General features: G+C 66.1%; 23 protein-coding genes and 1 riboswitch. Of the genes, 14 read left to right on the top strand and 9 right to left on the bottom strand.

What is annotated here, in order from left to right:
• Window positions 1-358 precede the first annotated feature (358 nt).
• Both WBQ44_RS02305 and WBQ44_RS02300 read right to left on the bottom strand, forming a co-directional pair.
• Window positions 359-802, bottom strand: a complete 444-nt coding sequence (locus WBQ44_RS02305) for a hypothetical protein (RefSeq protein WP_495565118.1) — start codon at window positions 800-802, stop codon at window positions 359-361.
• Window positions 803-879: 77 nt separating this feature from the next.
• Window positions 880-1,332 (bottom strand): carboxymuconolactone decarboxylase family protein, encoded by a 453-nt coding sequence (locus tag WBQ44_RS02300; RefSeq protein ID WP_495565117.1) that lies wholly within the window; start codon window positions 1,330-1,332, stop codon window positions 880-882.
• Between the two features lie 106 nt (window positions 1,333-1,438).
• Here WBQ44_RS02300 and WBQ44_RS02295 point away from each other — a divergent pair, with 106 nt between their 5' ends.
• The 5 genes from WBQ44_RS02295 to WBQ44_RS02275 all read left to right on the top strand — a co-directional run bounded on the left by WBQ44_RS02295 (window position 1,439) and on the right by WBQ44_RS02275 (window position 5,587).
• Window positions 1,439-1,777, top strand: coding sequence for a cupredoxin domain-containing protein (locus tag WBQ44_RS02295; RefSeq protein WP_495565130.1), 339 nt, complete (start codon window positions 1,439-1,441; stop codon window positions 1,775-1,777).
• Between the two features lie 51 nt (window positions 1,778-1,828).
• Complete coding sequence (locus WBQ44_RS02290; RefSeq protein ID WP_495565116.1) at window positions 1,829-3,085, top strand: MFS transporter; 1,257 nt, start codon at window positions 1,829-1,831, stop codon at window positions 3,083-3,085.
• Between the two features lie 9 nt (window positions 3,086-3,094).
• Window positions 3,095-3,493 (top strand): DUF2752 domain-containing protein, encoded by a 399-nt coding sequence (locus WBQ44_RS02285; RefSeq protein ID WP_495565115.1) that lies wholly within the window; start codon window positions 3,095-3,097, stop codon window positions 3,491-3,493.
• A 214-nt stretch (window positions 3,494-3,707) separates the two neighbouring features.
• Complete coding sequence (locus WBQ44_RS02280) at window positions 3,708-4,349, top strand: GntR family transcriptional regulator (protein ID WP_495565129.1); 642 nt, start codon at window positions 3,708-3,710, stop codon at window positions 4,347-4,349.
• Window positions 4,346-5,587, top strand: a complete 1,242-nt coding sequence (locus WBQ44_RS02275; RefSeq protein ID WP_495565114.1) for an MFS transporter — start codon at window positions 4,346-4,348, stop codon at window positions 5,585-5,587. Before WBQ44_RS02280 ends, WBQ44_RS02275 begins: the two co-directional genes overlap by 4 nt.
• Before the next feature lie 63 nt (window positions 5,588-5,650).
• Here the strand turns inward: WBQ44_RS02275 and WBQ44_RS02270 are convergent, their stop codons facing one another.
• Both WBQ44_RS02270 and WBQ44_RS02265 read right to left on the bottom strand, forming a co-directional pair.
• Window positions 5,651-6,997 carry a M1 family metallopeptidase gene (locus WBQ44_RS02270; RefSeq protein ID WP_495565113.1) on the bottom strand — a complete coding sequence of 449 codons (1,347 nt, stop codon included), beginning with the start codon at window positions 6,995-6,997 and terminating at the stop codon, window positions 5,651-5,653.
• Complete coding sequence (locus WBQ44_RS02265; RefSeq protein WP_495565112.1) at window positions 6,994-10,929, bottom strand: Pls/PosA family non-ribosomal peptide synthetase; 3,936 nt, start codon at window positions 10,927-10,929, stop codon at window positions 6,994-6,996. Before WBQ44_RS02265 ends, WBQ44_RS02270 begins: the two co-directional genes overlap by 4 nt.
• A 228-nt stretch (window positions 10,930-11,157) precedes the next feature.
• A riboswitch (SAM riboswitch) is annotated at window positions 11,158-11,273 on the top strand.
• A 62-nt stretch (window positions 11,274-11,335) separates the two neighbouring features.
• Here WBQ44_RS02265 and WBQ44_RS02260 point away from each other — a divergent pair.
• Window positions 11,336-12,676, top strand: a complete 1,341-nt coding sequence (locus tag WBQ44_RS02260) for an aminotransferase class V-fold PLP-dependent enzyme (RefSeq protein WP_495565111.1) — start codon at window positions 11,336-11,338, stop codon at window positions 12,674-12,676.
• Window positions 12,677-12,810: 134 nt separating this feature from the next.
• Here the strand turns inward: WBQ44_RS02260 and WBQ44_RS02255 are convergent, their stop codons facing one another.
• The 3 genes from WBQ44_RS02255 to WBQ44_RS02245 form a co-directional block, all read right to left on the bottom strand.
• Window positions 12,811-13,284 (bottom strand): YbaK/EbsC family protein, encoded by a 474-nt coding sequence (locus WBQ44_RS02255; RefSeq protein ID WP_495565110.1) that lies wholly within the window; start codon window positions 13,282-13,284, stop codon window positions 12,811-12,813.
• A 99-nt stretch (window positions 13,285-13,383) separates the two neighbouring features.
• Window positions 13,384-14,361 (bottom strand): allantoicase, encoded by a 978-nt coding sequence (alc, locus tag WBQ44_RS02250; RefSeq protein WP_495565109.1) that lies wholly within the window; start codon window positions 14,359-14,361, stop codon window positions 13,384-13,386.
• 9 nt (window positions 14,362-14,370) lie between these two features.
• A complete protein-coding gene (locus WBQ44_RS02245) occupies window positions 14,371-15,369 on the bottom strand; it encodes a hypothetical protein (protein ID WP_495565108.1) in 999 nt (332 codons plus the stop codon).
• 148 nt (window positions 15,370-15,517) lie between these two features.
• Here WBQ44_RS02245 and WBQ44_RS02240 point away from each other — a divergent pair, with 148 nt between their 5' ends.
• The 5 genes from WBQ44_RS02240 to WBQ44_RS02220 all read left to right on the top strand — a co-directional run bounded on the left by WBQ44_RS02240 (window position 15,518) and on the right by WBQ44_RS02220 (window position 18,908).
• Window positions 15,518-16,099: a TetR/AcrR family transcriptional regulator gene (locus WBQ44_RS02240; protein ID WP_495565128.1), complete on the top strand. Its 582-nt coding sequence runs from the start codon at window positions 15,518-15,520 to the stop codon at window positions 16,097-16,099.
• Window positions 16,100-16,127: 28 nt separating this feature from the next.
• Window positions 16,128-16,349, top strand: coding sequence for a DUF6480 family protein (locus WBQ44_RS02235; RefSeq protein ID WP_495565107.1), 222 nt, complete (start codon window positions 16,128-16,130; stop codon window positions 16,347-16,349).
• 99 nt (window positions 16,350-16,448) lie between these two features.
• Entirely contained in the window at window positions 16,449-17,276 is an 828-nt protein-coding gene (locus WBQ44_RS02230; RefSeq protein WP_495565106.1) for a crotonase/enoyl-CoA hydratase family protein, read from the top strand.
• Window position 17,277: 1 nt separating this feature from the next.
• A complete protein-coding gene (locus WBQ44_RS02225) occupies window positions 17,278-17,778 on the top strand; it encodes a MarR family winged helix-turn-helix transcriptional regulator (protein WP_495565105.1) in 501 nt (166 codons plus the stop codon).
• Window positions 17,779-17,822: 44 nt separating this feature from the next.
• Window positions 17,823-18,908, top strand: a complete 1,086-nt coding sequence (locus tag WBQ44_RS02220) for a GGDEF domain-containing protein (RefSeq protein ID WP_495565104.1) — start codon at window positions 17,823-17,825, stop codon at window positions 18,906-18,908.
• Between the two features lie 69 nt (window positions 18,909-18,977).
• Here the strand turns inward: WBQ44_RS02220 and WBQ44_RS02215 are convergent, their stop codons facing one another.
• Both WBQ44_RS02215 and WBQ44_RS02210 read right to left on the bottom strand, forming a co-directional pair.
• Entirely contained in the window at window positions 18,978-19,427 is a 450-nt protein-coding gene (locus tag WBQ44_RS02215) for a PAS domain-containing protein (protein ID WP_495565103.1), read from the bottom strand.
• A gap of 110 nt (window positions 19,428-19,537) precedes the next feature.
• Entirely contained in the window at window positions 19,538-20,029 is a 492-nt protein-coding gene (locus tag WBQ44_RS02210; RefSeq protein ID WP_495565102.1) for an inorganic diphosphatase, read from the bottom strand.
• Window positions 20,030-20,162: 133 nt separating this feature from the next.
• On the opposite strand from WBQ44_RS02210, the gene dacB reads away from it, so the two are divergent.
• The 3 genes from dacB to tilS are packed head-to-tail and all read left to right on the top strand — an operon-like array spanning window position 20,163 to window position 23,610.
• Window positions 20,163-21,569, top strand: coding sequence for a D-alanyl-D-alanine carboxypeptidase/D-alanyl-D-alanine endopeptidase (dacB, locus tag WBQ44_RS02205; RefSeq protein ID WP_495565101.1), 1,407 nt, complete (start codon window positions 20,163-20,165; stop codon window positions 21,567-21,569).
• Window positions 21,566-22,636, top strand: coding sequence for a zinc-dependent metalloprotease (locus WBQ44_RS02200; protein ID WP_495565100.1), 1,071 nt, complete (start codon window positions 21,566-21,568; stop codon window positions 22,634-22,636). The genes dacB and WBQ44_RS02200 overlap by 4 nt, the downstream gene beginning before the upstream one ends.
• Window positions 22,636-23,610: a tRNA lysidine(34) synthetase TilS gene (tilS, locus tag WBQ44_RS02195; RefSeq protein WP_495565099.1), complete on the top strand. Its 975-nt coding sequence runs from the start codon at window positions 22,636-22,638 to the stop codon at window positions 23,608-23,610. The genes WBQ44_RS02200 and tilS overlap by 1 nt, the downstream gene beginning before the upstream one ends.
• The last annotated feature ends 73 nt before the right edge of the window (window positions 23,611-23,683 follow it).

Genomic DNA, 23,683 nt, shown 5'->3' with positions numbered 1-23,683 from the left:
GCGAGGAAACCCGGCGTCGATGAGTTCCCTTCCGCCTGCAGACATATTCAGTAGGGTCGAGATGTCGTTTCTCGCGTCGAGCCATGCCCCGCGAGCACTGTCGGATTCCGGCGAGTAGTTCCCGGTGTCGAGCCCGTGTTTTGCGAGACCCACTCGAACCGCATACCGTACTGACCCTGGCTACCGATGAAATGCACTGCAACAGCCTAAGTGCGGCAGGCATATGGCGGGGCTACGCAACTGCCGAGAGCCCGAGCGATCGGGAACCGAGCACCCCTACAACGAACCGAGCACCCCTGCTCGATGATCAGCAGGGGTGCTCGGCTTACAAAAGTGGTGCTCGCTAGATCGTCCGACGCTACGGAACCCACCAATTACCCTGTCCGCGAACGAGAGTAAATCCGCCGGGGATATCGATCCAGGCCGACACGTCGCCGGATCCGGTGCGGATGGGGCCGGTATCGAGCGGACCGGGGAATGCGACGCCGCCGGTCTGTGAGGTGTGGTTGAACCAGTTGATGGCGCAGTTGCACCAGTTGTTGAGCGTGAAGTCCGTCAGACCGGGGAGGTACGGGTCGACGCGGACAAAAATCGGCTGGTTGACGAAGGCTTGGTCCAGGCGCCACTCGACGACGGCGGCGGGATCGAATCCGATAGTCGGGCTGATGGCGCCGGCGGGCACGAACTGCGCCGGTCGGGCCTGCGCCGTTGCCGAGCCGAGGATGGCCGACGCGAGAACGAACGCAAGGGTTGCGAGCGCTGCGCCCATTCGAAAGGCTCGCGTCGTCAGCGTTCGTGTCATAGGTGGAGCCTCTCCGGGTCGGACTTCGTCGGCGGAAATGTTACCCGAGCGAACCGTCGCGGACGGCCCGAGAAAAACTACGGGCCCACGGGGTAGTGGCTTGCGATGGCGATGCGGTTCCATCCGTTGATCACTACTGCGAGCCATGTCACGGCGGCGATTTGTTGTTCGGACAACGCGGCCGCGACGTCGACGACAGGTTCGGGTGCCGTGTGTTCGTCGCCGATTCGGGTGATGCGCTCGGCGAGGATGAGTGCGGCCTGCTCCGACTCGGTGAAGTACTGCGTCTCCCACCAGGCGGGGAGCACTGCGAGCCGATCTGCGGTTTCGCCAGCTGCCACGGCGTCGCGCACGTGCATGCGCAGGCAGTGCGCGCACCCGTTGAGCTGCGAGACGCGTATTTTCACCAACTCGGTAAGGATCTTGGGGACTCCCGCGGCGTCGGCGGCGTCGGACGCCTTCTTGTCCACCTCGACGTATGCCCGGTAGGCGTCGGGAAACTGCTTGCTGATGTTGACGTGCGGAAGCATTCGACTGTCCTCTTCTTCGGGGGCCCTGGGTGAGGCCGTCAATCGATAGGACGAGGTAGCTCGTCGAAACGTGACGGCGGTGCCCGGTAGCTTTGGTCGGGTGAGAATTTCTACTGTCGGCGCCGTCGCACTACTCGTTGCTGGAGCCGTTGCCGGGTGTTCGTCGCCCGCGCCCGAACAGGCTGCGGCCCCGGTGCCGAATCAGGTGACCGTCGCAGACATGTCGTACTCGCCGGCGGACATCACCGTCGGCGTCGGCGACACCGTCACCTGGGTGTTCGACGACGGCGGCATGGCGCACGACGTGGTCGCCGACGACAAGGCCTTTCGTAGTCCTCTGGCAAAGTCCGGTAGCTACTCCTTCACTTTCACCGAGCCCGGCACGTTCACGTACCACTGCACTCCGCATCCCGACATGGTCGGAACCGTGACTGTTCAACCCTGACGCACGGTCGCGGTGAGGCGGAGAGGGCTCCGCTCTGACACGATGACCGGCATGACCAACGCGGTGCGTCCGGCTGTCTTCACGGCAGGCACTTTCACGCTGCTCGGGTCGCTGTACTTCGCGCAGGGTCTGCCGTTCGGCTTCTTCACCCAGGCGTTGCCGGTGGTGCTGCGCGAATCGGGATACTCGCTTGTTCAGATCAGTGCGGCGGGTGTGCTCTTTCTTCCGTGGGCATTGAAGTTTCTGTGGGCGCCGTACGTCGATCGCTACGGAAGTCGTCGACGGTGGCTCCTGGCGCTACAGTGCGCCTCGGCCGCCGTTGCGTTGGCGCTGTCGTTCCTGGACCTGTCGTCGACTCTGCAGTGGTTGTTCGTCGGCATCTTCGTGGTGAACGCACTCTCGGCGACGCAGGACGTGGCCACCGACGGAATTGCCGTGCGCACGCTGACCGTTCGGCAGCGAGGGCTGGGCAACGGACTGCAGGTCGGCGCCTACCGCATCGGCATGGTGTGCGGTGGGGGATTGCTGCTGTGGCTGTTCAGCTTCGCAGGGTGGCGGGCACTGTTCGTCGCTATGGCCGCGCTGCTTGTCGTCGCGACCATCCCCGTGTGGTGCATGCGCACGCAACTGAGCGAAGCCGACGCAGCGGGCGACCAAGACACCGTCCGTGAGGCGCCGGCCACGCTCGCCGTCGCGTGGTGGCGTCGACTCCGTCGGCCGGGGATGCTCGCCTTCATCGCGCTGATCGTCGCCTTCAAATTCGGTAACTCCATGGGCTCGGCGCTGGTCGGACCGTTTTTGTCGGACAGCGGTCTCACACTTGGCCAGATCGCGTTGGTGGAGGGAGGGGTGTCCTCGGTCGCCGCACTCGTCGGCGCCGCGCTCGGCGCCTGGCTGGCCTTCCGCTTCGGACGCCGACACGCTCTGCTGTTGGGCGGCGTCGGACAAACACTCGCATTGGGCCTGTACCTCGTCGCGTCGTTCGGTGTTGGCGGATTCCCGTTGCTGATCACCGCCAACGTCACCGAACATGTGTTGGGCGGCGCAGCAACCGTCGCGGTGTTCGCGCTGATGATGGATGCGTCGGAAAAGCGTTTCGCAGGAAGCGAGTACACACTCATGGCCTGTGCGGTCGTCTTCGCGCAGGGCGCGGCCGGGATCGTCGCCGGGATCGTGGGGGACCTCTTCGGCTACACGGCCATGTTCGGATCAGCCATGATCCTGTCTGGCATCGGATGCGCGGTGCTCGTCGTCGCCCTGAGCCGCGCCGTCGGTCCGACAGTGCTTCGGACGAGTCCACTCGCTTAGTCTGGGCGTATGGCTCCGTCGACTTCTCGCACCCTCGCGGGGCCGATGGCGGTCGCAGCCGGCGTAGTGATCGGCGCAACCACGCTGTCTGTTCGCGATCCCCGGACGTCGGCGTACCTTCCGTGTCCTCTCCACGCGGTGACCGGCATGTGGTGCCCGGGGTGTGGAGCGACGCGGGCATTCGGTGACCTCGTCCGCGGGGACCTCCCGTCGGCGATGTCGTCGAACGTCGTGGCGGTCGTGTTGCTCGGCGTCGGAGTTCTCACGTGGGGGCTGTGGGTCCGTTCGCGTATCCGGGGCACAGCACTGGCTACTCCGCCGGTGTGGGTCATTGCCTCCGCTGTCGTGGCTGTCGCCGCGTTCACGGTGGTCAGGAACATTCCCGCGGGCAGCTGGCTCGCACCGTAACGAAAGGAGCAGCTTTCATGCTGCTGGAAATTTTCTCGGTGGTCGTCCTGGTCGGCGTGCTCGTGGCGCTCATTCCCACCGCTCGCCGGGTGTTCAAGAAGGGTGACGACGACGGGCACTGACTTACCCCGTGTCTCTTTAGTGTCGTCCCAGTGTGCTTCAACGCACACGGGCGCGGAGCGCACCAGCATCTAGTATCTATGTTGTGTCCAAGATGCCTTCCGCCTCCGAGCAGGCCTATGCCACGGTCAAGGAACTGATCGTCACCGGTGAACTGCCGGGCGGTGAGCTGGTCAGCGAAGGCGACATCGCCGGACGCATGGACATCAGCCGCACCCCCGTGCGCGAAGCCTTCCTGCGCCTCCAGGTCGAGGGCTGGATGCGGCTGTACCCCAAACGCGGCGCACTCGTCGTCCCCATCGCACCCGGCGAGGCCGAGCATGTGGTGTCCGCGCGCTGGCTCGTCGAAACCGGGAGCATGCGCACGATCGCAACCGACGACCGCGTGCGCACCGAGCTGGTGGCTGCCCTCCGCCGCAGCCTCGCCCGACAGCGCGAGATCGCCGCCACCGGGACGAACGCAGAATTCAGCGCCGCCGATGCAGACTTCCACCGCCTCATCGTGCGGGCCGGCGGCAACCCACTGCTCGACGGCTTCTACGCCGGACTCCGCGAACGGCAACGGCGGATGACGACGCACTCGCTCGCGCGCGAGCCCGAACAGATCCTGCGAATCGTCGACGACCACCGCGAGCTGGCAGATCTTGTCGAAGCCGCGGATGTCGGTGGATTCGCCAGTGCAGTCGACAAGCACATGCGTCGCACGCACGGTCTGAACGAAGGGGGCACGAGATGACGCTCACGCAGGAGACGCATACGAGAACGGGTAAGTGGATTCTGGTTGCCGCGGGCATGTTCGCGGCGGCTTGGGGCGGCAACGAGTTCACGCCGCTGCTGGTGATGTACCGACTCGAGCACGGCTTCTCGGCTGTCACCGTCGACACGTTCCTGTTCGCCTATGTCGTCGGAATCGTCCCGGCCCTGCTGATCTGCGGGCCCCTGTCGGACCGGCTCGGGAGACGGCCCGTCATGCTGCCTGCGACGGCGGTCGCGGCAGCGGGTTCGGTGCTCATCGCGCTCGGATCGGACAGTGCGGCATTGCTGTTCGGCGGACGCGTGCTGAGCGGAATCGCACTTGGTATCGGGATGGCCGTCGGCGGCAGCTGGCTGAAGGAACTGTCCGACGGCATCGGCGTCGGCGCGCGTCGAGCAGCGATGAGTCTGACCGCGGGCTTCGGACTCGGTGCGGGCGTCGCAGGCGTCCTCGCCCAGTGGGCGCCCTGGCCGACGCACCTCGCCTATGTCGTGCACGTGACGATCTGCCTCGTCGCAGGGCTTTCCATGCTGACGGTCCCCGAAACCCGGGCACGTGAGCCGAAGGAACTCCGGGGCAGGTTGATCGACGACCTCAAGATCCCCGCCGCGTCACACAAGCGGTTCTTGCTTGTCGTGGTTCCGTTGGCGCCCTGGGTCTTCGGCGCAGCCAGCGTCGCGTACGCGGTGCTGCCGTCGCTGATGGCCGACCGCAGCGGCGGGTATCCGATTGCACTGTCCGCGTTGATGTCCGTGGTCGCCCTCGGATCGGGCTTTGCCATTCAGGCCGTCGGCCGCCGCATCGATACGCCCGATGCCGCGCGCGGCGCACTGGTCGCGCTGACGATCCTGGTTGTCGGCATGCTGCTCGCAGCGTGGGCGGCGTCGGTGCTGACCATTGCCGCGGCCCTCATCGCGGCGGCAGTCCTCGGCTGCGGCTACGGCATGGCCATGGTGTCCGGCCTGCAGGAAGTGCAGCGCATCGCCGGGCCGAACGACCTGGCCGGCCTCACCGCCGTGTTCTATTCGCTGACGTACCTCGGGTTCGCGGTGCCGGCCATTCTCTCCGCCATCACCGAGCGTTGGCCAGGGGCGGTGACCTACCCCACCATCTTCGTTTTCGGCGCAGTGATGGCCGCACTGTGCTGGGGATTCGTACGGACCCAGTCGAGTTCTCACCTACCGAATACGCGGGTGCTGGTGGACGAAACCCGCGCTTGAATGTGACATACGAGCTGGCCGATCGTATGAATGGACCATTCAAGCGGTGGGAGGCGGGCCGAACTACGGCATCTTCGGCAGCGTCGTGTTGTCCAGCCAGGCGTCCCACTGCGATCGCGGGCAACCGAATCGAGAGGTGAGGTCGACGAAGTCCTGCGTCGTGACGGTGGAGTAGCGGTACTCCTCGGTCCACAGCTGGATGAGCGAAAAGAATCGGTCGTCGCCGATGGTGGTGCGCAGCGCATGCAGCGCCAACGCACCGCGCTTGTAGACGCGGTCGTCGAAGAGCTTGTCCGGGCCCGGATCGCCCAGGATCAGGTCGTTCGGAAGGTTGCGCTGCATCGAGTGAACGCGCCGGGCCTTCTCGTCGGCGGACGCGCCGCCGGAATTCTCGGCCCAAATCCACTCGGAGTAGCAGGCAAAGCCCTCGTGCAGCCAGATGTCACTCCACTTGCCGAGGGTGAGGCTGTTGCCGAACCATTGGTGCGCGAGTTCGTGCGCGACAAGCCGTTCGAAGCTGCGGTTGCCGGAGCAGTGGTTGGCTCCGAAAATCGACAACCCCTGTGCCTCGACGGGAATCTCGAGGTCGTCGTCGGTGACCACGACGGTGTACGCCGCGAACGGGTACGGGCCGTACAACCGGACGAAGGTGTCCATCATCTCGGACTGACGGCCGAAATCATGGTCGAAATTGCGTCGAAGACGAGGCGGCAGAATCGCTTTCATCGGCACGTTGCCGCCGGGAAATGAGTGCTCGACGTACGGTCCGATCTGCACGGTCGCGAGATACGTCGCCATCGGCTCGGGCTGCTCGTACACCCACGTCGTGCGACTCGCCCTCGTCTGCGTGCGGACGAGGGTGCCGTTGGCCACCGCGTAGTACGGCGAGTCCGTCGTGATCGTAATGCCGTAGCTGGCCTTGGAAACTGGATGGTCGTCGCACGGGAACCACGACGCCGCACCGTTCGGCTGGCTCGCGACGATCGATCCCTCGGACAGCTCGTCCCAGCCGACCTCACCCCAGAACCCCTTGATCGGCTGCGGAGTTCCCGCGTACTGGATCGTCACGTCGAGGGCCGCACCGGACGCAACGGGCTTGGCGGGCACGATCTTCAGCTTGCTGTTGTTTTGGCTGAACTTGACGGAGCGAGAACCGTTGACCGACACCTTGGACACTCGCAGAGCCGGCCCGAGGTCGAGGCTGAACTTGGCGATCGTTGCGGTGGTCACCGCAGTGATGTGTGCCTTGCCCGCAAGCCTGTTGCTGTCGACCTTGTACTCGAGGTCCAGTTCGTACCGCGAGACGCGATAGCCCCGGTTGCCGTTCTCGGGCAGGTACTCGTCGATCGGGCTGTCCCCGGCGTCGACGTCGAACACCGGTGTCACCAGTTTCGAGCCGAGATCCTTCACCGGCCGTCCTCGGCCGTCACGATGCGGGTGAACGGGTCGCCCTTGGCCCAGGGAGCGATGGGGTTGCCCTGCCAGCGCGTGTGCGCGGGTACCGTGTCGCCTCGCATGACCAGTGACGCCGGCCCGACGGTGGCTCCGTCACCGATGCCCGCGGCGGGAAGAGCGACGCAGTGCTGCCCCAGAGTGGCTCCTCGTCCGAGGGTGACGGTGTCCATGGACATGATCCGATCATGGAACAGGTGTGTCTGCACAACGCACCCTCGGTTGACGGTCGCGCCGTCGGCCAGCGTCACGAGATCTGCCTCCGGCAGCCAGTACGTCTCACACCACACCCCTCGTCCGATGTCCGCGCCCAGCCAGCGCAGCCACATGTTGAGTACGGCAGTACCCTCTGCTGCACGCGCGAACCACGGCGCCGCCACGGTTTCGACGAACGTGTCGGCAACCTCGTTGCGCCAGACGAACGAACTCCACAGCGGATGTTCGACCTTGCCGATTCGGCCGACCCACGCCCACTTCGCGGCGGCGGAGATCGCGGCTGCGACGGCGCCTGCGATCAACAGGACGATGCCGCTCAGCAGTGCCGCGAGCCAGTATCCGTGCCGTTCCGCCAGCGAGGTGAGACCGAACAGCACACCGAGACCGATACCGAACGTGACCACGACGGGAATGAGCCTGCAGGTTTCGACGAGTGCGCGCGCGATCTTCAGCCCCCGCGGCGGATCGAACGTGCGCGACGAGTCCGATCTGCCTGCGGCACGGCGTAGCCGCACCGGTGGGCTACCCAGCCACGACGACCCGGACTTCGCCTTGTCGGGCGTCGCCGACAGCACGGCGACCAGACCGTTCTTCGGCACGGTACGGCCCGGACCGGTCATGCCGGAGTTGCCGAGGAACGCACGCTTGCCGACCTTCGCGTCGCCGAGGTGCATCCAGCCGCCGCCGAGCTCGTAGCTCGCCACCATCGTGTCGTCGGCGAGGAAGGCACCGTCGGCGACGGTGGTGAACTTGGGAATCATCAACACGGTCGACGCTTCGACGTCCTTGCCGATCTTCGCCCCGAGCAACCGCAGCCAGTGCGGCGTCAGCAGAGATGCGTACAGCGGGAACAGGAACGTGCGCGCGGAGTCCATGAGGCGCTCGGTGGCCCACACCTGCCACCCGATACGACTGCGCACCGGGTGGTAACCCTCCGCGAGTCCGATGGAGAGCAGCCGGACAGCGGCGAGCGTGATCGCGGCAAACGTTCCCAGTGACAGCAGCGTGGCCACGGGCAGCATGATCAGCGCGCGGCCCAGCGCACCGAGCAGCGTCGTCGCGGTGTGCAACCACCAGCCCATCAGGACCAGCGAGACACCGATGGAGAAGATCGCCATGCCCGAGAGGAACAGGGAGGCGACGCCGTACGCGAAAATCCACTGCGGTGCCCGCGGCGGCGCGTCCTGCGGCCAAGGATGCTCGGCCTTGCCGACCTTGCGGGCGGGCGATCCGGCCCACAACTGCCCCGCCTTGACCCTTCCGACGACGGCCGAACCCGCGCTCACGACGGCGTTCTTGCCGACGGATGTGCCGGGCAGAAGCGTCGAACGTGCGCCGACGGCAGCGCCTGCGCCGATCTTGATGGCTCCGATGTAGACGATGTCGCCGTCGATCCAATGACCGGTGAGATCGACCTCGGGTTCGATTGAGCAACCGTCGCCGAGTTCGAGCATTCCGGTGACCGGCGGCAACGTATGCAGGTCGACGCCCTTGCCGATCTTGGCGCCCAGAGCCCGCGCGTAGTAGACCATCCACGGTGCGCCCGACAGATTGGACGCGCCGCTCGCATCGGTCAGACGGGTGGCCACCCACAGCCGCAGATGTGCGCTACCTCCCCGCTGGTAGGCGCCCGGCTGCAGACCGGCCAACAACATCCGGGAGCCGACGACCGAGATCGCCATGCGCCCGACGGGCGTGATGAACAGGACGAACGCCGGCAGAATCCACCACCACGACACCGTCGGCGCCCACGGCACCTCGGCGAACCAGGACAGCACGTTGAACAGGATGCCCAGCCAGGTGATCCACTGCAGACCGGTGAGGGTCGTCAGCGGAACCGTTGCCGCGATCTGTGTCCACTGGGCTTTGCGTGATGTGGGCTCGACCTCGCGCGGAACGACCTCGACGGGCGGCTTCAGCTCGTCGAGGTACGCCGCGAGCGACCCCAACCGCGGATGGTCGTAGAGCTGCGCGACGGTGATCTCGGGAAAACGTTCGCGTAGAGCCGTGACCAGTTGCGCCGCGGACAGCGAACCGCCACCGTTCTGGAAGAAATCGGCATTCTCGTCCGACACCTGAGCGCCGAGAATAGTGGTCCACAGCTCGGCGACCCACCCGGCGGTACCGCCGAGTTCGGAGGCGTCGCTCTTGCCTGGCAGCGGCCACGGCAGTGCGTTTCGGTCGACCTTGCCCGATGTGCGGGTCGGCATCTCGGCGACGAGCGCCAGCCGGGGAACCAGCGCCGACGGCAACTGCTCGGCGAGCAGTGTCCGCGCTGCTTCCAGATCGAAATCGGGGTCGGTACTCGCGAGGTAGCCGACGAGCACCGAGTTGCCGGCGCCGGTCTTGCGCACGGCCGCGGCCGCGCCTGCGACGCCGGGAAGGGACTGCAGTGCGTTGTCGATCTCGCCGAGTTCGATGCGGCGTCCGCCGAGCTTGATCTGATCGTCGGCACGCCCCTGGAACAGCAGGCCTTCGAGCTCGAGCTTGACAAGGTCGCCACTTCGATAGGCGCGGTCCCACCCGAGGCTGGGCATCGGCGCGTACTTCTCGGCGTCCTTCGCGGGATCGAGGTACCGCGCGAGGCCGACCCCGCCGATGACGAGCTCCCCGACCTCACCGACCGCCACCGGCCGCCCGGAGCCGTCGACCACCGCGAGGTCCCAGCCGTCGAGTGGCATACCGATCCGGACCGGACCTTTCCCGTCCATGATCGACGCGCACGCCACGACGGTCGCCTCGGTCGGGCCGTAGGTGTTCCACACCTCTCGGCCGTCGACGGCGAGACGCTCCGCGAGTTCCGGCGGGCATGCCTCGCCGCCGAAGATGAGCAGCCGGACCGCTTCGAGCGCGACGGCAGGCCACAGCGCGGCCAGCGTGGGAACCGTCGACACGACGGTGATGTCGCGCGAGACCAGCCACGGGCCGAGGTCGAAACCACTGCGGACCAGCGAACGAGGCGCGGGCACCAGGCACGCGCCGTACCGCCACGCGAGCCACATCTCCTCGCAGGAAGCGTCGAACGCGACGGACAGGCCGGCCAGCACCCGGTCGCCCGGGCCGAGCGGGTCCTCCTGCATGAACATCCGCGCTTCGGCGTCGACGAACGCAGCGGCATTGCGGTGACTGACTGCGACGCCCTTGGGAGTACCCGTCGAGCCCGAGGTGAAGATGACCCATGCGTCGTCGTCGGGTACCGGCGTCGTGAGGGTGTCGGGCATCGGGATGTCCTGCTTGTCAGCCGTGCCCGCAGCAATGCCCCCTGCCGTGACGACCGCGCTCACCTTGGCCTCGCCGAAGACGAGTTCGGCACGCTCGTCGGGATCGTCGGCGTCGACAGGCACGTACGCGGCGCCTGCGTTCAGAATGGACAGGATCGCGACATAGAGGGAGAAGGAGCCCGACGGCATTCTGATGCCGACGCGGTCACCGCGCCGAACACCGGCCCTGGCCAGCCACTGAGCGCCCTCGTCGATGTCTTCGAGGAGCTCACGGTAGGTGACCGAGACGGTACCGTCGTCGATCGCAGGTGCGTCCGGAAACTGGGACGTCGTGGAGCGCAGGATGTCGATGAGCGTCCGCTCTTCGGGAGCGCGCCCAGAGCGCAGGAATTCGGCGGGCACTGCAACGGACTGCTGCAGCTCGGCTGATTCCGATTGTGATTGCACAGACAACCGGGTGTCCTTCTTCTCGTTTGGCAACGGACGTCGGGGTGGGGACGTCGGGGTGTTATCTCACGTTCTGATTGCCGGAAGGTGAACGGACGCGATGTCGACGGGGCTGATGCACTGGGCGGATTCTACTCGGTTTCGGGTCTGCTGGATGGTCGGCAAGCGGCTCCTCCGCATGTGCACAGTGCTCCGGTTGACAAGTCCGCTCGATATTTGTCATTCTCTTCGGCAGGTCATGAGTACCAGCATCAAGCCCCGGCTCGCTGGTCGGCAACCCTCCACCGCGGTGGGGTGCTCCGGGTGACGACCAGGCCGACGCCGGAAAACCGGTGTGGCAAGCGCGGACTCGAAGCTTTGATTTGTCTCGGTGTTCTCTTCGGGTCCCTTGATGTACAAGGGGATATTTGTCATGACTGCTGTTCTCGAAGCATGCCCGCCGTTCGCTACCGTCAGTGGCGCCGACCTGCAGGTGCCGCTCGTCGACGGAACCACCTGCTCGTACGCCAATTTCGACTACGCGGCCAGCGCCCCGGCTCTGGCTGCGGTGACTGAACGCGTAGCGGAGTTGCTGCCCTACTACTCGAGCGTTCACCGCGGCGCTGGCTACGCCTCGCGGGTGTCGACGGCCGCTTATGAGAAGGCGCGGGTCACGGTCGCGAATTTCGTTGCTGCCGAGTCCGATTCGGTCGTGATCTTCACCCGGAACACCACCGATTCGCTCAATTTGCTGGCACGGTGCGTTCCCGGTGACACCGTGGTGCTCGACATCGAACACCACGCGAACCTGCTGCCGTGGCGTGACCGCCGCGTCGTTGTTGCTGCCGAGTCGATCGCGCAGACGGTGGCCTGCATCGAAGCCGAGCTCGCTGCGAAACCTGCTGCGCTGCTTGCTGTCACAGGCGCGTCCAATGTCACCGGTGAAGTACTGCCCATCGCCGAACTCGCTGCCCTCGCGCATCGATACGGCGCGCGCATACTGGTCGACGGGGCGCAGTTGGTTCCGCATCGCCGCGTCGACGTCACCGAGTTGGGTGTCGACTACCTGGCCTTCTCCGGGCACAAGCTGTACGCGCCGCACGGCGCCGGCGTGCTCGTCGGAAAGCGTGACTGGCTGGACGCAGCCGAGCCCTACCTGGCCGGCGGCGGCGCAGTCCGCACCGTGAGCCTCGACCGAACCGAGTGGGCGCCCGTACCCGCACGGCACGAGGCGGGTACGCCCAACGTGCTGGGCGTGGTGGCCCTCGCCGCGGCATGCGAGGCGCTCGCCGCTTGCGAGGCATCGGGGTCTGCCGTGCACGAGCGCCGACTCTCGAGCCGCTTACGCGAGCGTCTCCTCGCCGTACCCGGAGTCGCCGTTCTTTCGGTGTGGAACGACGCATCCGACACCGTCGGCATCATCACCTTCACGCTCGAGGGCTACACCCCGGGCGAAGTTGCCGCCTACCTCTCCGCCGAACATGGCATCGGCGTCCGTGACGGCAAGTTCTGCGCGCACCCACTGCTGGTGCGGCTCGGCCATGCCGACGGAGCCGTCCGTGCAAGCCTGGGGTTGGGCAGCTCCGACGCGGACGTGGACCGGCTGATCGCGGCAGTCGAGCAGCTCGTGACCAGCGGTCCGGCGTGGACCTACGCCGAAGACGGCGGCTGGTGGAACCCGGTTCCCGATCCGCGGCCGTTCCCCGAGATCGCCGACGGTGCTGCCGGAGTGGGCTCGCCGTGCGGGCAGTCGGCGGCAGGGAACTCGCTGTGACAGACTCCTCGCTGTGACGGTGGTTCTGATGCCGAAGAAGAGCACGTGGGAGAACAGGTTCGTCGACCTTCCACGCTGAGGGGTACCGTCATTCCACGCTGAGGGGTACCGTCATTCCACGCTGAGGGGCACCGTCATTCCACGCTGATGGCCAGGCCCGCTGTGATGCGTAGGAGCTCCGAACACGTCGTGCGGAACAACGTGTTCGGATGCCCTGCTGCAGCCCACAATTCGGGATAGCGCGCGAGCGTTTCGTCGACGTAGGTGGCGAGGTTGGTGGGGTGGCCGACCGGTGCGATGCCGCCGATGGGCTGCCCCGTCGCCAGAGTCACCAGATCGAGGGGTGCACGTGTCAACGTGCCTTCGAGCCGGGCTCCGGTATTCGGCAGGTTCACCTGGTGGGCACCGGACACGAGCAGAAGTATCGGCTCGTCGTCCAACAGGAACACCAGCGACTTGACGATCGCGCCCACGTCGACGCCGACCGATGCGGCCGCGGCTTGCGCGGTTGGAGTGGGCTCCGGTGACGTGACGACGACTCCGTGGTGACCTCGCTGGATCAGGACGTCGGCGACGTGGGCTGCGTTCGGGTGAAGTAGCCGGGTCATACTTCACAAGAGTATTGCCTGACCGCAGCTTTCGCAGTCACCAGCTTTCGCAGTCACCAGCTTTCGCAGTCGCCAGCGCAGTCGCCACCCGGGTCCGGGTCACGTGGCAGGGGTGCCGAACAGTCGCAGCCTTGCCATTCCGCCGTCGGGGAAGATGTCCATCCGCACTTCGGACACCGCATCGGGTACGTCGATCGCGAAACGATGGCGGGTGTCGGGTTGCAGGGGAGTGCGCGGCAGCAGGGTTATCCATTTGCCATCGCCGGCACTGTTGCCGTCGCCGACCCGACCCGTCAACGCCGCTGCGCCCGGTGCGTTTCCGAGGAAGCACGTCGTGTCCAGCTCGGCGAGCTGCACAACCCCCGTGATCCCGAGCGTCACCTGCACCCAGTCGTTGGAGCCATGTCGACGGCGGGAAGTCTCCCATCCTTCACCCATGGATCGGGGAGGTCCGGGGAAGAGCAGGTTGTTGGGCGAGCTGTAGAACATGTTCGAGCACGCCGACACGTAGCCGCCGTTCTCCAACGCAGCGAGATCGAGCGGGCCCCCGCCGACAAGCGCCGGGTCGGGCCTGCCGCGCCCGAGAACGCGCAACCGAGCGACGCCTCCGTCGGGATAGATGGAAAGTTTGACGTGCGTCCAACGCTCGTCGGAGGAGACCTCGAAGCGGTTCTCGGTATCGCCGCCGACGGGACTCCTGTTCACCAGCGTGACCCAGCGGGCGTCCTCGTACACCTCACGCGCGGAGGGGAATCCGTCTACGACCGCCGCCTCGACGGAGACTTCCGGGGGATAGTTGCCGGTGAACCATGCGGTGTCGACGACGACGGCGTCGACCACCCCGGGTGCACCGAGCCGAACGACCGCCTCGTCGTGGCCCGACTCGCGGCGGCGTCGGGTTTCCCACCCGTCGTAGATCTGGCCCTTGTGGCCGAAGGTCGCGGGACGATAGTCGGCTTTGCCGGGCTTGATCAGATTCTCCTTCTCGGCGAACGTCTCGTCGTTGGCCCACACGACGGCGCCGCCGAGAGTACGAACCGCGAGATCGGGAAGGGGAAGCGGGAACGTCTCGGCCATAGGGCGAGATTACTGGCCCGTGCTCGCCTCGGCGCTCCGAGATGAACGCGCGCGTCGCGCCGTGAACCCGAACAGCAGGGCAATGCCGATCACGGAATAGACGGCCAGTGCGAGTGCGGGCTGCCCGAGCCCCGTGCCCGCGAAGTACACGATGCTGCGCACGCCTTCGGTTCCGATTCCCGGCGTGATCCTCCGGCCTACGGCCGCGTAGAACTCGGGCAGTACATTCGGGCCGAATGCTCCACCGGCGCTGGGGTTTCCGAGGATCACGAACACGATGATCGCAATGGGTACCGCTGCGACGCCGATGGCAGCCCGTAGGCCGAGAGTGAACACCGATGTCGCGAACACCACCCCGGTGCCCAGGAGCCACAGCGGGAACCAGTGTCCAGCGAAGGTTTCCATCACGTGAGTAACAAGAAACGCGCCAAGGGCCCCGGAGAGAAGTGCGTACGCGGCGAACACACCGAGTTGGGCGGCGGCGTCGCGCATCGACTTCGGAGCGCCGACGAGCAATCCGATGGCGGCGGCAAGAAGATAGCCGCCGACGACCCAGCCGATCGCCAGATAGAAGCCGGACAGGCCGCGATTGTCGTGGATACCGACGGGGATGTCGTCGCGGACGACGAACTGCCGATTCTGCGACTGCTCGACTTCGGTGAAGATCGATTCGAGTGCGGCCGAAATGGAGCTACCCGCAGCGCTCGCGGTGATCAACGTATCGGTGCCGGACGGGCTGACGACATAGGCGCCGAGAACCTCGCGGTCGCGGAGCAATGCACGGGCATCGGCAGTGCTGCCCGCCGTACGCGCAGCCAGCGGAGTGCCGTCGATGGCGTTGAGCTTGTCGACGGTGTCGGCGTCGATGCCCGCGGGTAGCCCCTGCTCGGCGACCACGGCAATCGGGATCTCGTGCGGTGTCGGCTGATGGAACGCGGCGACGTAGCTTCCGATGAAGCCGAGTTGCAGTATCAATACGCCGAATGCGAGCCAGACAACCTTGCGCATGTGCATCTCCCAGCGAGACGGATTGTGGATACCTCAGGTATTGAATACTCTAGGTATCGTGAACGTAGACGGTCAAGGTCAGTGGGAAGCACCACAGCACGAGGCTCGAGACCGTCGCATCCCGATCCAGCGTCCGGGCCGCGAAAACGTGCGTGAACGCCTGCTCGACGCGGCCGCCGACGAGTTCACCGAGAACGGCTACGCCGCCGCCAAGCTGGCGGACATCGCCCGGCGAGCGGGATTCACCAAGGGCGCCGTGTACTCCAACTTCGAATCCAAGCAAGCGCTGTTCGCCGAGGTGCTGTCGAGGAAGTCCCTCGAACTCGCCGAACACGTCATCGCAACCGTGTCGGGCCTCGGCCCCGGTGACGCAGCAGGAAAAGGCGGCGAAGCCATCTCCTCCTGGATCGTCGCCGAACCGCGATGGCCGCTGCTCGTCACCGAGTTCGGCATCCAGGCGGGGAGAGACCCGGCGCTGAAATCCGGATACAAGCGAGAGCGTCGCCACCTACGCGACCGACTCGAGGCGCTGATCGTCGAACGCGCTGCCGAATGGGGTGTCGCATCGTCCCTCGACGCACGCCGGGTCGCCACGTCGCTGCTGGCGTTGATCTCGGGCCTCGCCGTCGAGCATTCCGTCGATCCCGAAGAGATAGACCAGCGGGCGATAGGCGACGCGATCGCCGCATTGTTCGCCGGTGCGATTTCCCGCGCGCAGCAGCAAGGTTGACTCGCGGGTTACCGGGTAATCGGTGCCCATGACTGCTCAGAATCCTGAACCGAACGACACTGCTGGCCTCGAAAGCGGCGGTAGCGTCACACCCGGGGACACACCTCCCGCGGAGACAGGTGTCAGCGGTCCGCAACACGAACCGCCACAGCGCACCCTCAAACTACCGATCATCTTCCTCGGCGTCATCGGCGTCATCGTCCTGATTTTCGTCATCGGCCTGGTCGGCCGAATGGTCGGACTGTTCTAGGGCGGCGCCTATACATACGACTTCGAGGCCGCACGCGTTCGCCGCCTTCGACACTGCCTTCATCGCTGGGAAGCCTGCGTCGTTGGTTACGCTCGCGGGATGACGGAACGCAGCTGGAACGCATTCTCGGTCGACACGGTCGACCACATCGCGACGGTGACGTTGCTCGGGCCGGGCAAAGGCAACGCCATGGGCCCGGACTTCTGGAACGAGTGTCCCCCGCTGTTCGCCGAACTGGACGCAGACCCGAACGTGCGCTCTGTTCTCCTGACCGGTTCGGGCAAGAACTTCACCTACGGTCTCGATCTCGCTGCCATGGGCGGAGAATTCGCACCACTCATGGCCGACAAAGCCCTGGCAGGACCGCGCACCACCTTTCACGACACCATCAAGCGGATGCAGCGTGCCACGAACGCCGTCGCCGACTGCCGCAAGCCCGTCGTGGCGGCGGTGCACGGGTGGTGCATCGGCGGGGGACTCGATCTCATCAGCGCTGCGGACATTCGGTACGCCAGCGCGGATGCCAAATTCAGTGTGCGTGAGGTGAAGGTGGCCATCGTCGCCGACATGGGCTCTCTGGCGCGGCTCCCCGCGATCATCGGCGACGGTCACCTGCGTGAACTGGCTCTGACCGGCAAGGACATCGACGCTGCCCGAGCCGAGAAGATCGGCCTGATCAACGACGTGTTCGCGGACCACGACGCTCTGCTCGACGGGGCCCGGGCGACGGCCGAGGCCATCGCCGACAATCCGCCCCTGGTCGTACAGGGCGTCAAGACCGTTCTGGATCATTCTCGGTCCGCTGCGGTCGAGAGCAGTCTCCGGTACGTTGCGGCGTGGAACGCAGCGTTTTTGGCGTCCAACGACCTCACCGAGGCCATCACCGCGGTGTTCGAGAAGCGCCCCGCGAACTTCAGTGGAACCTGACATGACCGACGCGCTGACGCACTACCCCGCCGAGCAGGTCGACCACGCCGAACTGCTGGGCACCCAGCTCGTGCGGTTGCAGCGCATCCGCGAACGGAAGCTTGCCCAATTGTCTGCCGAGTCCGAGGGGGTGGAAGGCGCCGCGTTCGTTTGCCTGTTCAGGTTGCTGCGCGACGGGCCGATGCGATCGAGTGAGCTTGCCGCTCTGATCAACTCGGATCCTTCGACGGTGAGCCGTCAGGTCGCGCAGCTGGTCGATCACGGTCACGTCGAGCGGGTCCGTGATCGGCTCGACGGCCGCGCCTACGTCCTTGCGGTCACCGAAACCGGACGCATCGTCGCCGACCGCATGCATCGTCAACGGACCGCCAACCTCGGACTTGTCATCGAAGACTGGTCACCGGACGACCGAGCCGCGCTGGTCGGTCTGCTCGACCGGTTCCTCACCGACTACGAACGGGTGAGACCCGACAGACAGGCGTCCCGCGACGGACGCAACTGACCCTCGCTTCGCGCGAGGCAGCGAAGAGAAGTGGGGGAGGCGCGGTGCCGGGAACCGCCGGTCGGTGGGTCGCACGTGCTGTGCGTGGACGCACGAAGAGCAGTGCCGCGGAACGACTCGAACGGCGAGTGGGGCTGGGAATCGCCATTCTCGTTCCCATGTTCGCCGTCATCGGAACCGTGGCCATGCTCTCCGAGGAGGGCCCCAGCTCCACACCGCGACGCGTGTTCTGCGTGCTGGTGCTGCTCTCGACATTGCCAGTCGGTGCATGGTGGTGGATTCACGGCCGAGAAGTCGTTCGTATGCCCGGCTGGTTCGTGGCCTACGCCGACCTCGGCGTCGCCGGCGTTCTGTTCACTCTGTCGGATCGCGGTCTGGCGCTGCACGCATCGGTGCTCTTCGCCGTCATCGGCATCTACATCGCTTACTTCTCGACCCGGTCGGTGCTACGCCTGCACTACGCTTTCGTCAGCACGGTCATCGTGGTGATCGCCGTCGGCGCAGCCTTCGAAGAAACCCACGACGTGGCATCGATCGTGGCGCAGACGCTCATCACGCTGGTGGTCGTCAACTCCGTGATCGTCTTCCGCACCGTCATCAAGGCTCAGCTCGATCTGGCGAACACCGACTCGCTGACCGGTCTGCTCAACCGTCGCGGATTCGAGATCCAGATCGACAGGTTGCTGGTGGGTACTGAGGAGGACGGCATCGTCGCGGTGTTCGTCGTCGATCTCGATCGCTTCAAATACGTCAACGACACGCATGGCCACGCCGCAGGCGATGCCGTATTGCGTACGACTGCGAGGCGGCTCGCGGCGGCGGTACCCGAGGGATCTTGCGTCGCCCGCACCGGCGGTGAGGAGTTTACGGTCGCGGCGAGCTTCGAACCCGCAGACGCATCGGCGATCAGCGCGATGGGTGACCGGCTGGCCAGCGCTCTACAGGAGGAGACCGACGACATCCCGGTGACGGGAAGCGTCGGTGGGGCCACCCTGTCGGTACGCCGTTGGAAAGAACTGCCGGTGCCCGAAGCCGGGGAGATGGTGCACGCAGCGCTGTTGCGAGCGGACGCTGCGATGTACGAGGCGAAACGCTCGGGTGGAAACAGGGCCATGACAACCGAATACTGACCGTTCAACACGTACATCCGGCAATGCGCAGCCTGCTTGGAAGCAGACCGCGCATCGCGAATGGCTGAGTCAGCGCAGGGCGCTCTTCGGGTCGTTCCAGAGCTGATCGGTGAAATCTTCCAGCGCGACCAGCACGACCGTGTCCTCGGCGCGTCGCAGAATCGACTTACTTGCGCGAACTTGAACCACGTCCCCGGTCTTGTCGGTCATCCGCCACAGTGAATCCGCGCGGGTGGCGACCGTCGTGAGAAACATGTCCGCGACGTTGACGCCTTCGGGCGCCTGGTCGGGGAAGATATCGTGCAGGTGGAAGTCCGAACGCTCGGATCGGTCGGTGCCGAACAGCTCGTCGAACGCCTCGTTGGCGAAGACGATTCCACCATTGGGGTCGACAGCGAGGATCGGGACGGGGATGCGGTCGAGCACTACCGTCACCGGCAGGTCGGGGAACTGAGTCGGATCGGAAATGGCGCGTGAATCCGAGTTTCGCCGTTCACCCGTCGCATTGCTGTCGGTCATGGTTCTCCCCACCTGATGCTTCGCTCGTCGAGCCGTACCTGTCGATCCCGCTGGAGGAGCCTGAAAAGAACTCCTCGAACCCCTCTCCGGAAGATACAGTCCCGAGTAGGTCAGTGCCCCGGATTGTCCTTCAAACGCTGGAACGACGCAGCGATTTCGGCTTCTGCCTCCGCGCGGCCCACCCAGTCGGCTGCCGTGACGTGCTTGTTCGGCTCGAGGTCCTTGTAGTGAACGAAGAAGTGCTTGATGGCGTCGAGCTCGAACGTCGACACGTCGCCGAGATCCTGGATGTGGTCCCAACGTTGGTCACCTGCGGGGACGCAGAGAACCTTGTCGTCGCCGCCTGCTTCGTCGACCATCTTGAACATTGCGACGGGACGGGCCTCGACGACGACGCCGGGAAACACGGACTCGGGAAGCAGAACGAACGCGTCGAGCGGATCGCCGTCCTCGCCCAGGGTGCCCTCGATGAAGCCGTAATCGGCCGGGTATCCCATCGCCGTGTACAGGTAGCGGTCGAGGCGTACGCGACCGGTTTCGTGGTCTACCTCGTACTTGTTGCGCTGACCCTTGGGGATCTCGATGGTGACGTCGAACGGCACGTGCAGCCCTCGCTCTTCTTGTACTGGCGTACGTCTCGTGTGACGCACGGTGGTGGCGGCGCAAGCGTACCGGACCCGGGGATACTGTTGGCGTTGCTGCCGCCGGGCAGTTCGGACACCGATGGAGGAGACGTTGGCGGGGTTGCGGAAGCGGTTTCTCGGTCCGACCGCCGGTCGAAAGCGGCGCAAGACACGATCTCTGCTCGTTCTCGGGGTGGTCGTTCTCGTCGCTGCCGGAGGCACGGCCGTCGCCGCGATCGTTCCCACCCGCGACTCGGGCAGCTCGGAAGCCGAAACTGCTCCCGAACCCGATCCGGTAACACTCAGTCCCGCCATTGCGCCCCTTCCCGACACCGCGCCCGCCCCGACTCCGGCGGGACTCGCAGCCGCGCTGGCCCCTGTCGTCGGCGCCGCCGGTCTGGGCAATTTCACCGGCTCGGTCGCCGACGCGGTCACCGGAGACGTTCTCTGGTCGGAAGATTCGAACGCGCCGATGACCCCTGCGTCGACGACGAAAGTATTGACGGCGGCGGCGGCGATGCTGGCACTCCCGGCGGAGCACCGCCTGACGACGCGTGTGGTCAAGGGCCAATCCGACGGCGAGATCGTCGTCATCGCAGCCGGCGATCCCACCATCACCGCCCAGCCGACCGGCAGCCCCGGCTTCTATCCGGGCTCGGCGCGCATCGACGACATGGTCGAGCAGATTCGCAAATCGAGCGTGCCGGTCGACCGTATTGCCGTCGACACCTCGATCTACGAGGGCCCGACGATGGCCAAGGGCTGGTTCGAACCCGATGTCGCGGCCGGCTACATCACTCCCATCGAACCGATCATGATCGATGGTGGTCGCTCGATCGCCCTGGAAGACGAGTCCGCACGCAGCCCCGAGCCCGCCCTCGACGCAGGCAGAGCGCTCGCCCGAGCGTTGGGGCTCGACCCCGCGCGCGTGACGATCGGGACTGCTCCCGCCGGATCCGACCAGGTGGCCAGCGTGCAATCGGCGCCGCTGCGCGATCGGCTCGGCCAGATGATCGGCCGATCCGACAACGTTCTCGCCGAAGCCGTCGCGCGTGAAATAGCCGTCGAGACCAACACCGCAGCGTCGTTCGCCGGCGCCATCGACGCGATCGGTCAGGCGCTGTACACCGCCGGATACGACCTCGCCGACGTCACGCTGCACGACGCCAGCGGCCTCTCCGTCGACAACCGCATTCCCGCGCGACTGCTCGAATCGATCCTTACGTCCGCCGCCGGAACGGAACGGCCCGAACTACGCCCCATGCTCGACTACCTGCCGGTGGCCGGATCGACGGGAACGCTGTCGGACCGCTACGCCAGCGCAGATCGCATCGGTGCCGGATGGGTGCGGGCCAAAACTGGCACACTATCGACAGCAAGCGCTCTCGCCGGCTACGTCGTCGACGTCGACGGCAGGGCACTCACGTTCGCCCTCATGTCCAACGACCGGCCCCCGGAATTGTCGAGGCCCGCGCTGGATGCGGTGGCGTCGACGCTCAGATTGTGTGGTTGCCGATGACCGAGACCGTAACCAGCGACAAGGGAGAGGGCAGGTCCAATTTCGGAGCTGCCGTCGACTGGTCGCTTGCCTCCAAGACGGGCGCGAAGCTGGCACCGAAGGAACCGTCCACGTCGCGGTACACCGCCGATGCCGTGCTCGCCGAACTCGCGGACGCGTCGATCCGCGCCGAAGGGCCCGTTCGCGACACGACAGGACTCGCCGACGGCCTTCCCGTTCCGGAGGCCCGCATCGTCGACCGAGCGGGATGGATCGACGCAGCCGCGGCGTCCATGAAGCACCTGACCAGCGAATCCGACGCCGAGGCGCCGAGCGGACTTCTGGCAGGCAAACCCGCCGGGCTGCAAGCGGGCGCAATGCTTGCTTTTCTCTCCAGCGCCATTCTCGGTCAGTACGATCCGTTCACCGGCGAACACGGAACGCTTCTGCTGGTCGCCCCCAACATCATCGCCGTCGAACGAGCACTTCGTGTCTCTCCCAGTGACTTTCGGCTCTGGGTGTGCCTGCACGAGGTGACGCACCGGGTGCAGTTCTCGTCGGCCCCCTGGCTGGGCGAGTACATGCGCGATTCGGTGGCCGTGCTGTCCGACGGGGTCGACGAACCGGTCGGCGAGTTCGCCGGCAGGTTGACGAGCGCACTGAAGAACCGCAAGGACTCCGACCGCGCCGAGGACGCGGGCATCGTCGGTCTCCTTCGCGCGACGCAGGCACCCGCGCAGCGAGACGCGATCGATCGGCTGCTCGTGCTGGGCACCCTGCTCGAGGGGCACGCCGATCACGTGATGGACGCTGTCGGACCGGCGGTGGTTCCATCGGTCGAGGCGATCCGCAGCGCCTTCGACAGCCGTCGGCGACGCAAGCAGAACCCGGTGCAGCGGCTCGTGCGCGCGCTCCTCGGGATGGACGCGAAGATGGCACAGTACGTGCGCGGCAAGGCATTCGTCGACCACGTCGTCGGGGTCGTCGGCATGGAACGGTTCAACACGGTCTGGACCGACGCCACCACGTTGCCGCTGCTCGACGAAATCGAGAACCCCGACCGCTGGATCGCGCGCGTACTGAACTGATGCTCCCCGAAGGACCGGCGATTCTCGAGGTCAGGCATGCTGTCCGCTCGTGGCTGCGCGCACGACCCGGGCCGGTGGCAGTCGCACTGTCCGGTGGCGCCGATTCTCTGGCGCTGACCGCTGCCGTCGTAGCCGAGGCGGACGACGTCCGCGCGCTGATCGTCGACCACGATCTCCAACCGGCATCGGGCGCAACAGCCGCCGGTGCGGCGCGCACTGCCGTCACGCTCGGAGCGGTCGACGCGCGAATTCTGACGGTCACCGTCGGAGTCGACGGCGGCATGGAAGCGGCAGCGCGGAAAGCGCGTTACGACGCCCTCGACGGGGCACGCGACGGCCGGGTGGTGCTCGTCGGGCACACCCTCGACGACCAGGCGGAGACGGTTCTGCTCGGTCTCGGTCGCGGGTCGGGCCCGCGGTCGATCGCCGGAATGACCGACTGGGATCCGCCGTGGGGGCGGCCACTGCTCGGGGTTCGTCGGTCGGTGACGCGACAGGCTTGCGCGGAACTCGGGCTCGCACCGTTCGAGGACCCGCACAACGCAGACCCACGTTTCACCAGGGTGCGATTGCGACACGAGGTGCTGCCCCTGCTCGACGAAGTCCTCGGTGGCGGCGTGAGCGAAGCTCTCGGCCGAACCGCGGCGCAGGTGCGTGAGGACGCCGATGTGCTGGACGCTCTCGCCATGGACGTCCTGCGGGCCGCCTCGGTGGGAGACGAACTGGACGTGACGACGCTCACGCATCAACCCCCGGCTCTCCGACGGCGCGCCGTGCGTTCGTGGTTACTGCAACGCGGCGCAAAAGGCATGTCGGACAAGCAATTACGATTGGTCGATGACTTGATCGGCGCCTGGCGCGGGCAAGGCGGCGTCGCGGTGGGCGGGGGCCCTCCCGGTGCGAGGTTGGTGGTGGGGCGTCGACATGGCAGGCTTGCTATGGCACTGGAGTGGAGCTTGCGGAATGACCGTTAAGCACTGGAGTGGAGCTTGCGGAATGACTGATGAGCGCGTGCCGAGCTTGCGGAATCCGTGTGAAATGACGAGA

The sequence above is a fragment of the Rhodococcus sp. (in: high G+C Gram-positive bacteria) genome, from assembly GCF_049591685.1.
In the GTDB taxonomy this organism is placed as follows: Bacteria; Actinomycetota; Actinomycetes; order Mycobacteriales; family Mycobacteriaceae; genus Rhodococcoides.
The sequence above is the reverse complement of the archived record's forward strand: the minus strand, read 5'-3'. Positions and strand labels throughout refer to the sequence as shown.

Excerpts from the sequence above, each read along its gene's own strand:
- WBQ44_RS02305 (WP_495565118.1), bottom strand. The coding sequence starts at position 802 with ATGACACGAACGCTGACGACGCGAGCCTTTCGAATGGGCGCAGCGCTC.
- WBQ44_RS02300 (WP_495565117.1), bottom strand. The coding sequence starts at position 1,332 with ATGCTTCCGCACGTCAACATCAGCAAGCAGTTTCCCGACGCCTACCGG.
- WBQ44_RS02290 (WP_495565116.1), top strand. The coding sequence starts at position 1,829 with ATGACCAACGCGGTGCGTCCGGCTGTCTTCACGGCAGGCACTTTCACG.
- WBQ44_RS02285 (WP_495565115.1), top strand. The coding sequence starts at position 3,095 with ATGGCTCCGTCGACTTCTCGCACCCTCGCGGGGCCGATGGCGGTCGCA.
- WBQ44_RS02280 (WP_495565129.1), top strand. The coding sequence starts at position 3,708 with ATGCCTTCCGCCTCCGAGCAGGCCTATGCCACGGTCAAGGAACTGATC.
- WBQ44_RS02275 (WP_495565114.1), top strand. The coding sequence starts at position 4,346 with ATGACGCTCACGCAGGAGACGCATACGAGAACGGGTAAGTGGATTCTG.
- WBQ44_RS02260 (WP_495565111.1), top strand. The coding sequence starts at position 11,336 with ATGACTGCTGTTCTCGAAGCATGCCCGCCGTTCGCTACCGTCAGTGGC.
- WBQ44_RS02255 (WP_495565110.1), bottom strand. The coding sequence starts at position 13,284 with ATGACCCGGCTACTTCACCCGAACGCAGCCCACGTCGCCGACGTCCTG.
- alc (WP_495565109.1), bottom strand. The coding sequence starts at position 14,361 with ATGGCCGAGACGTTCCCGCTTCCCCTTCCCGATCTCGCGGTTCGTACT.
- WBQ44_RS02245 (WP_495565108.1), bottom strand. The coding sequence starts at position 15,369 with ATGCGCAAGGTTGTCTGGCTCGCATTCGGCGTATTGATACTGCAACTC.
- WBQ44_RS02235 (WP_495565107.1), top strand. The coding sequence starts at position 16,128 with ATGACTGCTCAGAATCCTGAACCGAACGACACTGCTGGCCTCGAAAGC.
- WBQ44_RS02230 (WP_495565106.1), top strand. The coding sequence starts at position 16,449 with ATGACGGAACGCAGCTGGAACGCATTCTCGGTCGACACGGTCGACCAC.
- WBQ44_RS02225 (WP_495565105.1), top strand. The coding sequence starts at position 17,278 with ATGACCGACGCGCTGACGCACTACCCCGCCGAGCAGGTCGACCACGCC.
- WBQ44_RS02215 (WP_495565103.1), bottom strand. The coding sequence starts at position 19,427 with ATGACCGACAGCAATGCGACGGGTGAACGGCGAAACTCGGATTCACGC.
- WBQ44_RS02200 (WP_495565100.1), top strand. The coding sequence starts at position 21,566 with ATGACCGAGACCGTAACCAGCGACAAGGGAGAGGGCAGGTCCAATTTC.
- tilS (WP_495565099.1), top strand. The coding sequence starts at position 22,636 with ATGCTCCCCGAAGGACCGGCGATTCTCGAGGTCAGGCATGCTGTCCGC.